Below are 12316 nucleotides of genomic sequence, written 5' to 3' on the forward strand. Positions count from 1 at the left end.
AAGAAATCTGTAAAAATTTGTTTGAAAAAGTGTTATACCAAATAATAGCAGAGGTAATTAACCAGCGAATTGAAGATTTGACAAAAAGCAGAGGTTACAAAAACTTTGCTCAAAGATTTCCGGAAGGTTTACGACTTTATTACCAAGAGAATAAGTCTTTGAGTGAAATTGGTAAACTTTGGGAAATCGAATGGAGTAAAGCCAGACGCATTTTTCAGCTAGAAACCTTTTTGGAAATTGTCCAGTATCGAACCGAAGATATTTTTTTAGAGGAACTTTTACAATCAGTTAATAAATCTAATTTCACTAGAATTTATCATGAACCTGATTATCTAAAAAATATTGCTGCTGAAATTAGAAAATTTGCCTATGAGAAAACATTTAAAGAAGCAAAAGCCGAATTAGCTGCTAGCAAAAAACAGATAAAAAACAGCTTATTTGCTCAAACGCTCCGCATCTACCTTAATAATTAATAATTTATGATCAAACATACATAGCTGTTGTAGCATAAAATGAATTACAGAGGAAGTATGAGTAACTCACACATTTCTACAATTGGTACACAAGACATAAAAATAAACTTGTCACCAAAAATTGTTTGGCTAGAACCAGAAGATTTTGACGAAGCGCGAGTAATCAGTGATAATCATTTTAGTCAGTTCGGCGAGTTCGGCGCATGGAAAATATATTTAAACGCACTAGCACAACTTGGTTTTGAAAAGTGTCTGAAAGAACGAAATCCAAATATCACAATTAAACCAGATAACAGTGCTAATGCAATTGATGATGTCTGTTATCTCAGTGTGGGTGAATTTCGCCTCTGCTTAATTACCGTAGATAACCTAATTGATGATTTTGTCATCGTACCAGCAAAACTTGTTACCTCAGCCAAAACGGCTGCTCATTTCTATGTCTTGCTGGAGGTGTTAGAAGAAGAAGAACAATTAAATATTCATGGCTTTTTACGTTATGATGAACTATTTAAATATTCTCAAACACCAGATTTTAAATCTCAGGTAGATGGTAGTTATCAATTACCCCTATCTTTATTTGACACGGAGTTAAATAACCTCTTGCTATACACTCGTTTCCTAGAAGCATCTGCGATTAAATTACCTGTAGTAGTAACAAGTAATAACACAGCTATAGAAAATATAACTCAGGTAACAACTCAAGTATGTAAAGCATTAGTCAATCTGGGTAAATGGTGGGATGGAGTATTTGAAGAAGGTTGGCAATCTACAGATTTTATTGGGAGTAGAATTTCAAATAACTTAACTTGGGGTTATGTTAGAAGTCGGAAGGAGTCAAATAGTTTTCCTATTTCACAAACTAAATTATTTGATTTTGGACTATTGCTGCAAAATCAAGCTTTAGCTTTAATTGTCAATCTAAAAAAAGAAGAAAATGGAGAACAAGGTGTGCTTGTTCAAATTCTTCCTCCTCAAGAAGAATGTTTACCTTCAGGCTTGAACTTGAAAATTACTCTTAATCCCAATACCCCTGATTCTATAAGTCAGCAAGTCAGTGCGAGGCAAACTGATAATGCTATTCAGTTAGAATTTAGTGAAGTACTGGATAAACAATTCCAGGTTGAAATCAGTTATGAGGGAGCTGTATTTACTGAAGAATTTATATTGTAAAAAGACAAGGACAAAGCTTCTCAACTAGCAATGACTCGATATCTGACACCAGATGCAAATCGCTGAAAACAGTCGCCATAAGGTGCGCAGATGGTTTAAAAGTGGCATTGCTCTTAAAGGTTGTTTGAAAAGTATTATTGCTATAGGAATCCGATTTGATTTTTGAACAAAATTAGGTATTTGTAGGGTGCGTTAGCGACAGCGTAACGCACCAAATCCTGACCAATGGTGCGTTACGCGAAACGCTAACGCACCCTACGTATCTTTTCAAAAATCAAATATGAGTCCTATAACATCAAAGCCTCACAAACCTAACCCCCCTTCCCCAGGGCTATTTCATTCTCATCTAGCCCGCCTCAGAATGAATTCTGAGTCTAATAGCGAAAGTCGTCTCAAGACGACTGAGAAAAGGTTATAGTCCGTTTTAACGCAATACAGTTCAGTTAAGCATTTCCTCCTTCTCTCTTCTCTCTTCTCTCTTCTCTCTGTGTTCTCTGCGCCTCTGTGGTTCGTAAAAAAAAGAGTTTCAGCCCTTTTGTGAACCGTATTGCCTTATAAGCGATCGCCTAATCCTTGCACACCTTAATTTACCAAATCAGGGAAAACCTCTTGTACAGCAGGATGCACTAAGTGATGATTCTGCACATTCACACCTTTAGCTAATGCTGGGTTAACTTCCAGTGCCTTAATTCCCAAATTTGCTAACTGCACAACATAAGGTAATGTACTATTATTGAGTGCCTGGGTTGCTGTCCAAGGTACTGCTCCTGGCATATTGGGAACACCATAATGCACTACACCCTCTTCAACGTATACCGGATTTGTGTGGGATGTGGGGTGTAAGGTTTCTATGCAACCACCTTGATCAACTGCAACATCAACTATTACAGAACCAGGACGCATTTGTTTGACCAATTCGCGCTTTACTAATATTGGCGCCCTACGTCCCAGTACTAAAACTGCGCCGATGAGCAAATCGGCTTCAATGACTGCGGCTTCAATGTGAGCAGAGTTGCTGTAAAGCAATTCGACTCTAGAGCCAAAGAGGGTTTCTAAGTAAGATAAGCGATCGACACTCACATCTAAAATCTGCACGATCGCACCCATGCCTACGGCAATTTTAGCCGCTTCTGTGCCGACAACGCCGCCACCTAAAATTACTACTTTGCCTGGTTTGACTCCGGGTACACCGCCCAAAAGGACTCCTCTACCACCTTCCTGACGTTCTAAGAATCTAGCCCCAAATTGTACTGCTAGCCGACCGGCAATCACGCTCATGGGAGTGAGCAATGGTAGTCTGTTAGCACCAGGTTGTTCTACAGTTTCGTAGGCGATCGCAGTTGTGCCACAATCAATTAAATGCTCTGTCAATTTGCGATCGGCTGCTAAATGTAAATAAGTAAATAATATCTGTTCTTTCTGCAAAAATTTATACTCAGATGTTAGCGGCTCTTTGACTTTGACAACCAATTGGCGATTCCAAGCCGTTTCTGATGTCGGGACAATTTCGGCTCCAGCACTTCTATAGTCGTCATCTGAGAATCCAGCACCATTACCTGCTTGCGTCTCGACGAAGATGCTATGATCATTTTCCCGTAGCACCCGCACACTAGAAGGACTTAAACCTACCCGAAACTCCTGATCCTTATTTTCCTTGGGAACGCCGATTTCCATGTACCGCCTCTGATTTTTTTTGTTTAACTGTAGCCTGCCTATCTCAAGCTTGCTACTTTCGTCTTCCTACTTCCGTAGTAGAGATAGCTGTATTAGAGATACTTAATCTGTGTTCTAAGTTTCTCAATTCAATCTCAATAGCCCCAAACTCTTACCCTTGACTATTGCCCCAGTATTTATACAATATATAAAGAATAGTAACAATTTATTAAAAGAGCGATTGTATAGCTCCCCACTAGGAAGCTTCTGCTGAATTTATCAAGTCATCTTGGCATTCAAGCACTGCTGCGAAGTCTAACATCAAGTCCCGTTTGCCGAAAAAAGGTTTCTAAAAAATGACACAAACACAACCAACGATTACACCTAAACTAGAAGAGCCTAAGTTTGGCTTTAACGAATATGCTGAACGCTTGAATGGTCGAGCGGCAATGATTGGCTTCGCTTTGCTGTTGGTGATTGAATATACAACAAATCAAGGGGTGCTATCATGGCTGGGTCTGAAGTAGTTTCACCAACAATCACAAGGTGGAAGTTGTAAACTAGTAATTAAAAGAGTTTTAACCAGCTGGAACAACCAGTTGGTTTTGACTTAAATTATACATAGCGAAGTACTTCGCCCTAAATACAGTTAGAGGATGTTTGAAAAGTCTAATTTATTACTAGCCCTGGCACAGGTGCGGCTACACAAACTCTCACCCACTGACCTGGGTTAAAAACCTTTAATTTTCATGATTTCCACGGAGGTGGACTTCTCTTCGAGACGCTGTTCGCGTTCGTTTGTGTAGTAGCGAATTCTATTCGCCCAATACTTTTCTTATTCATAAATTCTTGCCCTAGAATGTAAGCAAGAAAGGAATCTAAATACCGATTAGTGATTAAAATATCATAGACTTGCAACTAGTATAGACAAGACGATTTATGACTAAACTTCCTCCCCTACTAAAGAAAATTATAATTAGTGTCTGCCTTGGATGAGAAAGGCAAATTACGGGTGAGGTATTCTTGGTAAATATACACAAAAGGTAAACTGGAACCAAGCAAGCTGTGATGAATGCTGTATTACCTCGTTTTTTGAAGTTAACCTACCGAAAAGAGCCACTAATTAGTGTGTTGATGACGATGGGCGCTATGGATGCCCTGATTGGCGGATTGAATGATAGCTGGTCGTTGTTCGCTTTTGGTTTGGGAACAACAGGGATAGCACTGGCTTTTAAGTTGTGGCGTTTCCACCAGCGTCGTCCTCTACCAGAGGCGCCAGTGGTGCAACATTATTTGCCCTCTCGTTCTTCGAGTGCGCCTTTACCAATGTTAAGCGTTTCTAAGAAAAAACCACCTCTTTAGAGAGTTAGGAGTTAGGAGTCAGGAGTTAGGAGTTGGGAGTTTGGAGTTGGGAGTTGGGAGTTGGGAGTTGGGAGTTGGGAGTTGAGAATTCATAACTCTAGAGGACTTGTTTGTGTATAAAAAGTGAGGAAAAAGAGTGACGAGTGAGGGAAGATGTGGCGGTAATTTTCTACGCCCGTATATTATTCTGGCATTTATGGCAGCTGTTGCTCTTCCAGTGACTACCTGGGAAGGGTTTCATATTTATGAAGCTCATGCTGCCATTGAAGTAACGCCAGACTCCCAAGCTAGCAGCAGCTTTGCTGATGTCCAACTACTTTACACACTCAGAGGACATAACGGAACCGTTAAATCCCTCGCTTTCAGTCCAGATAGCAAAATTCTTGTGAGTGGAGGCGCAGAAAATGAGGGTGTAATTCGCGTGTGGAATCCAGCAAAGGGCAAAAAGTTGGGGAATATTAACAAAGCACACAAAGCAGCCGTAGAATCTTTAGTGATTTCACCAGATGGGCAAACCCTCGCTAGCTGTAGTGATGATAATACAATTAACCTCTGGAGTCTGAAAAATTTTAAATTTAGCCGGTCTTTTGTCGGACATACCAGCAACGTATTATCTTTAGCTGTGTCTCCTGATAGTAAAGTTCTCATTAGTGGAGCTTTGGATGGGATTCGGATATGGGATTTGCTACAGCAGCGTCCTCTAGGGACTCTAGTACGTTTTGATAATTTGATTTATACTCTAGCCATTAGTCCTGATGGACAGACCTTGGCTAGTGGTGACAATAAGGGTGTAATCAAGCTGTGGAATTTGAGTACTGGTAAATTAATCAGGGAATTGGTAGCTCATTCTAATGGTGTTAGCGCTGTAATGTTTACACCAGATGGAGAAACATTAGTTACCGCTAGCCACGATCGCACCATAAAACTGTGGAATATTAATACTGGAGAATTAGTCCGCACCCTTACAGGACATAATAACTGGGTGAATGCGATCGCCATTAATCCCGATGGACAAACCCTTGCTAGTGCCGGCAGAGATGGGATTAAATTGTGGAATTTAACTACAGGTGAGTTCGTAAATACACTGAGTGGACATACAGACTGGGTGAGTGCGATCGCTTTTAGTCCTGATGGTAAAATTCTTGCCAGTGGTGGATTTGATCAACAAATCAAGATTTGGGGAACTCCACTAAAACGTAATTAACGGCGATGGTCAAAAATAATCGTGAACTGGTAGACTATATCCCAATACGCTTGGGTTAAGCGTCGATCCCCCCAACCCCCCGATGAATTGCCTTAGCCAGTTAGCTTTAATTGCGCCGACCTACTTATATCCCCGGCTTCTTTGAGAAGTCGGGGATATACTTGTCTCAACTTTTCACATCATGTAGAAAGTCAGGCGATCGCTAACGCCGAAAGATTTCCCCAATCATTTACCGTGTTTGCTAAACTTTAATATTGCATTTTTAGAGTTTTTGTAGTAGAAAATCAACCAAAGCCCAGATCAAATTTTGCCAAAACTAGCCAAAATCAATGATGGTAGCAACCAAGAGCGATGTCTACGATGGGTTACGCCTAAGTAAGTTGGCAAGAATAAACCAAACTATATTACGAAACGTAAATACACCTTAAACCCTTATAAATGACGAAGGACGAAGGACAAATGACAAATGACAGCTTTAGCCAGTTAGCTTTATTTGCGTCGCTCTACTTACTCCAATTGTCGAATAACTGTGAATCCTTGATGAAAATACAGCCGAGCTAATATCTTATCCAGCAAATTACTGTAAGTATAAACATAGGTTATTCCCAAATATCTATGCAGCTACTTGCTCTCTAAATCGGAACAATTTCTGAACTTAAACAATCTTAGAAATGGTCATCGTCAGTAAATGCACTCAGGTAAATATCACTATATTGGCTGAATCAAAGGTTTATAGCGCTTAAACGCTACTTGAAACGTAGGACAACTTGATACTTAAATGATGTTTAATTTTCCCGAACTGCTTTTGATCCCCATTTCGATAGAATGACTAGGCAGAACCCTAAAACTAAAAACCGCTTTTGACTGCGACGCCCATGAATCAACTGAACAATGGTTTTACAATATTTCTAAGTCTGCTAGTCGAGGCGATGCCTTTTTTACTTCTTGGGGTTTTATTCTCCAGTTTGCTGCTGTTTTTTGTTGATGAGCGCAAATTAGTAGAAAAAATGCCCAAAAATCCGCTGCTGGGTGCTTTAGTTGGCAGCATGATCGGCTTTTTATTTCCGGTGTGTGAGTGCGGGAATGTACCGGTAGCGCGGCGGTTCCTAATTCAGGGAGTACCCACACCAGTGGCAATTGGTTTTTTGCTAGCAGCACCAACAATTAACCCAATTGTAATTTGGTCAACTTGGACAGCATTTCGAGATCAGCCAGAAATAGTGGTCTTACGAGTCGTATTTTCTCTAGCAATTGCCACAATTATCGGTTTTGTTTTCAGTTTTCAAAAGGACTTAAATCCTATAGTCCAACCTGCGATCGCTCGGTATATGAAGTTTAATCCGCCCGCGCAGCCACAAACCAAACGCCGTGGTAAACCTTACCAAGTACAACAGCAAGAAACAGTACCGAATCTGTTGCAATCCGGGACTTATATCTTAGGAGGAAAAGCAGGTATGCCTCTGCGGATAGATCCGAATTTAGTACCGCCTACCTTAATCTCTACCTCCGATAAACCCCTTGCAGCTAAACTGCGCCTAGTTGTGGATAATAGCATCCAAGAATTGCGAGAATTAGGCGGAGTGATGATTTTAGGAAGTGCGATCGCTGCTGCTATTCAAGTGCTAGCTCCCCGTGAATTGATTCTCAGTTTGGGTGCTGGGCCCATTACGTCAATTGTGGTCATGCTGATATTAGCAGTAGTGGTGTCAATTTGTTCTACAGTCGATTCTTTCTTTGCACTATCTTTTGCCTCAACCTTTAGCAGTGGTTCATTGTTGGCATTTCTGGTGTTTGGGCCAATGATTGACATCAAAAGTGTTGGTTTGATGTTATCTATTTTTAAACCCAAAACTATCTTTTACTTATTTGCTTTAGCAGCACAATTAACATTTGTATTTACCCTTTTTCTGAATTTGCACGTCTTTTAAAAAAATATTTGTCATTAGTCATCTGTCCTTTGTCCTTTGTTCTTTGTCATTAGTCATCTGTCCTTTGTCCTTTGTCTTTTATCCTTTGTTTAATGACCAATGACCAATGACCAATGACCAATGACCAATAACCAATGACCAATGACCAATGACCAATGACTAATGACCAATGACTAATAACTAATGGCTAACAAAAATCCCAAATCTAAAATCTTAAATCTGTTACTCCCTTGGCTGGATGCTGTAGCAATTACAGCTTGGGGGATTTTGATGTTGAGGTATTGGCTAACTAACAAGCTGAACCTGTTGATTCACCCAAATTACTTTGGGTTGGTGATTGTGGCTGGTATTAGCTTCATCATTATTGGTTTGTTCAAGATCCAAGAGCTTTGGCAACGGCGTCGCCGTGATGTGACGCCAAACACGCAGCATATTAGTTTATTTCCCCCTGGTTGGGGCAGTGCCTTGTTGTTGACTACAGCGATTCTAGGTTTTATCATTACACCGCAAGTTTTTGCTAGTGACAAAGCACTCCAAAGGGGCGTGACGACTGATTTATTGGGAAGCACACGTGTTAAACCCCAAGCCTTTCGGGCTACTGTTCGTCCAGAGGAGCGATCGCTCGTAGACTGGGTACGCACTGTCAATGTCTATCCAGAGCCAGACACATATACAGGACAAAAAGTCAAGGTGCAGGGATTTGTCATCCACCCGCCAGATATAGGAAAAGAATATTTGTTCTTAGCGCGATTTGTCTTAACTTGCTGTGCAGCAGATGCTTATCCTGTGGGATTACCCGTCAAACTCCCAAACAATCCAGAAGCTTATTCCCCTGATACCTGGTTGGAAGTAGAAGGACAAATGGTAACAGAAAATTTGGCAGGTAAACGCCAACTTACCATTGCCGCTACCTCTCTCAAAAAGATTCCTCAACCCCAGAATCCTTATAGTTATTAGTTAACGCTGTGTGCAACTTTACTCTCAAACCTAACCCCCAACCCCTTCCCTACAAGGGAAGGGGAGCAAGAATCAAAGCCTCTCTTCGTGTCGGAGAGAGGAATGGAAGTGAGGTTTGAAGAATAAGTCGCACATCGCGTTAGTTATTTGTTAATGACAAATAACCAATGACAAATGACAAATGACTAATGACTAATGACTAATGACAAATAACCAATGACAAAATCTAAAGCATTTGTCCAACCACTGGATCGGATAGCGATCGCACTAATGCTACTGCTAAGTGTGCTGATTGGGTTAATTATATTACAAGGTGATGTCGTAACATCTCGTATCCGGGAATTTACTTGGCAAAATCAACAAATTGGGGCAGAAGATAACTCCTTCACCCTTACCTTCAGCCGCCCAATGGAAATAAAAAGCGTCGAGGATAACTTAAAAATCGAGCCACCTCTAGCAGGTAAATTCAGTTGGGTAGGGCGGCGGATGGTTTATACACTCATGACACCAGCACCCTATGGCACCAATTATCAACTCAAATTGCAGGGAGCCAAAGATCAGTTTGCCCAACAAGAAGGTAGAAATCGGCTGATACAGCCTTTTGTTGGTAGCTTCCGTACACGCGATCGCGTCATCCTTTACATCGGAACTGATCAAGAAGAACAGGGACGGTTAGTTCTTTACAACTTGACCGAAGAGCAAAAAAGGGTACTTACCCCCAAAGACTTGATAGTAATGGATTTTGAGTCATTTCCAGATGGGGAGAAAATTTTATTTTCTGCTCGCGCCGCAAACAACCAAGAGTTACTTTCCGCCCAACTGTACACAGTGACAACAGGCGTTTCTGGTAAATCTGGACAAGAAGTAGAACCAGCAGGTAGAGTTGACCTGATTTTAGATAGTAAAGATTATCAAAACCTTAAATTTGACTTATCACCTGATGGGCAAACTATTGTCATCCAGCGCGGAAACAAAACTAATCCCGGCGACTTTGGACTATGGTTTATGCCAGCAATCAGTGACGGTTCAGCAGAAAAACCTACCCCGAAACGCCTAAAAAGTCAACCAGGGGGAGACTTTATGGTAACACCAGATAGTAAAGCCGTTGCAGTTGCCCAAGGACAGGGAGCAGCCATCCTACCACTGCAAGGTGATGCCACTAAACCTCTAGATTTTCTGCCGCAGTTTGGTTTGGTACAGGCTTTCTCCAAAGATGGCTCTCAAGCAGCGATGGTAAAGTTTAATACAGATTACACTCGAGATCTGTTTTTGGTGACAAACCAAGGTGTACAGAAACAACTATTGAAAACGACAGGCTCAATTCTCAGCTGCCAATTTGACATCGCCTCACCCACCCTCTACTGCTTGCTGACACAGCTAGTATCCAAGAAACAATACATAGAACAGCCTTATGTAGTAGCAATTGATCTGAAAACTGGGCAACAAAAACCATTACTAGTATTGCCTCCCGCTCAACGAAATGTGCAAATGAGTTTATCTGCCGATGGTTTAGGCTTGTTATTTGACCAAGTAGTACCGCAGACAAACACGACAGCATCATTACCCACAAACACTTTGAAAACAGATGATGGAGATGCGATCGCTACTAGTAGCCTGTGGTTAATGCCTCTGTTGCCCATCGCTGATGCTGCAACTGTTGAAATTAGACCAGAAAAACTCCCCTTAGCCGGATTTAGACCCCGGTGGCTACCATAATTTGTAATTCGTAATTCGTAATCTGTAGTGATACCAATACCGCGTAGATTTTGAATCGATCCCCCCCAACCCCCCGATAAATTGGCTTGCTCAGAATGGCTTATTTTTCCCCCTTAAAAAGGGGGACTAAGGGGGATCTCCAATTGATGTTGCACCAAAACCTACGCAGTATTGCAATACGCTTGGGTTAAGGCTAAAAACTAAAACTGGCGTAGGTTGGGTTGAGGAACGAAACCCAACATTATCAAAGCTTTGTTGGCTTTTGCTCTCACTCAACCCAACCTACTATTCTTTTTAACTGAACCCTATTGGGTTATAAGCCAATACACTAGGACTTACGCATCATACATATGTACTATACCAAACTTGGGCTTTTGAGCCATGTCTAACACCCAAAACAGTAAATATGCGATCAAATCAGAGTTGCAGTCAGCACCTGAAATGTACATTTTGTCTGACGCATATTATGGTCGATTTGTACAGTGCGTAAGTTCTATACACTTGGGTTAAGCATTTCTTTCTTCTCTTTCTTTGCGTCCTTGGCGTCCTTCTCCCAAGGGGAGACGCTACGCGATGGCGGTTCGTTAAAAAAATTGACTTTGGCAAAGAGTTTTAGCCTTAACTGAACTGTATTGGGTTATAAGCCCCCCTTTTTAAGGGGGGTTGGGGGGATCTCCTGGGCAAAATATCACTAACCGAACCATATTGGCTCATAACCCTCTTTTACCCCCTTTTTAACGGGGTCGCCGCAGGCGGGGGGATCTTAACCGAACCGTATTCGGAGAAGATTCAGAGACAGACCAACTAAATTTATTTATCAAAAAAAATAAAAAAGCGATAATTCCAATTAATTTATGTGGAGAAAAATAGCTATAAATGTTGAAAATCTTATGCTGCAAGCAAGGGAGAATTTATCTTTTAATGTGTTCATAAATCAAGTTATTTTTTGCTTTAAAAAAAGAATATTATGATGGATTATATTGTAAAGAATAGTAACTGAGTAGTATGTTAAAAAGTGAATTATAATACAGTAATAATGAAGGCAAGAAAAACTTGCCGCAAGCTAACTACCAAAGGAAAAAAGCAATGACCAACAACCAATTTCAAAGCCTCGACTCAATTAATTGTGTAGAAGATATTTCCCCGGAAGACGCCGCTGCTTATTCTGGTGGAGCAATAAATTTATATAATGGAGCCAACCAGACAGGGACAGCTAGTACCTTTACGGGATCTATTGCAAATCTCGCCGACTTCGGTATCGACAATACAACCTCATCAATCAGCATTACAGATAATCAGACATGGATATTATACAAAAATGCCAATTTCTCAGGTGCTAGCCAAAGTTTCAGTGCGACAAACAATTCTACACTATTGAATAATATAGTTGGAGGATTCAATAACAGCTTTTCCTCTATACAACTGGTACCTTAATAACAGCTTTTCCAGTCGTATAGTGACTTCCGTTTTGAGAGGATGTTTGTAAACTCTACTGTTGTATAGAGATCCCCTCCCTTAAAAAGCACGGGTGTTTCATTCGATCAGGTAGGGATTTTGTCAATATCATTAGCGATGATTTTTGGGACAGAAGTGATCGAAAACCTAAATTTCGACCCAGGTAATTCAAATTTTCCTCAGGGAAATCAGAGCTATGCCTAAGCTGGGCTACGCCTAGGCTAAAATTAATTCTTGACATTATGAGCCTTTGATAGAATGAAACAACCATGCCCTTGAAAAGAGGCGAAAATGAATCAAAATCCTGCTTTTTAACGAGGATATATAAGCCTTTGATACATCACAAACAACTTTTCAAACATCCTCAAACACCTATGTTTTAGGGATGAGCTTTTGCT

9 protein-coding genes and 1 pseudogene are annotated in these 12316 nt (G+C 40.8%); 9 read left to right on the forward strand and 1 reads right to left on the reverse strand.

Annotated features, from left to right (window positions below; all coding sequences use genetic code 11):
- Both LC605_RS15635 and LC605_RS15640 read left to right on the forward strand, forming a co-directional pair.
- A pseudogene (locus tag LC605_RS15635) lies at positions 1-473 on the forward strand (hypothetical protein); the annotation flags it as partial.
- 57 nt (positions 474-530) lie between these two features.
- Complete coding sequence (locus LC605_RS15640; protein ID WP_229548443.1) at positions 531-1643, forward strand: DUF1822 family protein; 1113 nt, start codon at positions 531-533, stop codon at positions 1641-1643.
- A 582-nt stretch (positions 1644-2225) separates the two neighbouring features.
- On the opposite strand, the gene ald is transcribed toward LC605_RS15640, so the two are convergent.
- Positions 2226-3317, reverse strand: a complete 1092-nt coding sequence (gene ald, locus LC605_RS15645; RefSeq protein ID WP_229548444.1) for an alanine dehydrogenase — start codon at positions 3315-3317, stop codon at positions 2226-2228.
- 335 nt (positions 3318-3652) lie between these two features.
- Between ald and LC605_RS15650 the strand changes: the two genes are divergently transcribed.
- From LC605_RS15650 to LC605_RS15680, 7 genes are all read left to right on the forward strand, one after another.
- Positions 3653-3823 (forward strand): hypothetical protein, encoded by a 171-nt coding sequence (locus tag LC605_RS15650; RefSeq protein ID WP_181985174.1) that lies wholly within the window; start codon positions 3653-3655, stop codon positions 3821-3823.
- A 541-nt stretch (positions 3824-4364) separates the two neighbouring features.
- Complete coding sequence (locus LC605_RS15655) at positions 4365-4658, forward strand: hypothetical protein (RefSeq protein ID WP_229548445.1); 294 nt, start codon at positions 4365-4367, stop codon at positions 4656-4658.
- A 136-nt stretch (positions 4659-4794) separates the two neighbouring features.
- Entirely contained in the window at positions 4795-5862 is a 1068-nt protein-coding gene (locus tag LC605_RS15660; protein ID WP_229548446.1) for a WD40 repeat domain-containing protein, read from the forward strand.
- An 875-nt stretch (positions 5863-6737) separates the two neighbouring features.
- Positions 6738-7790: a permease gene (locus LC605_RS15665; RefSeq protein WP_229548447.1), complete on the forward strand. Its 1053-nt coding sequence runs from the start codon at positions 6738-6740 to the stop codon at positions 7788-7790.
- Positions 7791-7973: 183 nt separating this feature from the next.
- Complete coding sequence (locus LC605_RS15670; protein WP_229548448.1) at positions 7974-8747, forward strand: TIGR03943 family protein; 774 nt, start codon at positions 7974-7976, stop codon at positions 8745-8747.
- Positions 8748-8963: 216 nt separating this feature from the next.
- Entirely contained in the window at positions 8964-10463 is a 1500-nt protein-coding gene (locus tag LC605_RS15675; protein WP_229548449.1) for an Ig-like domain-containing protein, read from the forward strand.
- Positions 10464-11549: 1086 nt separating this feature from the next.
- Positions 11550-11897: a beta/gamma crystallin-related protein gene (locus tag LC605_RS15680; RefSeq protein WP_229548450.1), complete on the forward strand. Its 348-nt coding sequence runs from the start codon at positions 11550-11552 to the stop codon at positions 11895-11897.
- The last annotated feature ends 419 nt before the right edge of the window (positions 11898-12316 follow it).

This window comes from Nostoc sp. CHAB 5836, from assembly GCF_020829445.1.
In the GTDB taxonomy this organism is placed as follows: Bacteria; Cyanobacteriota; Cyanobacteriia; order Cyanobacteriales; family Nostocaceae; genus Nostoc.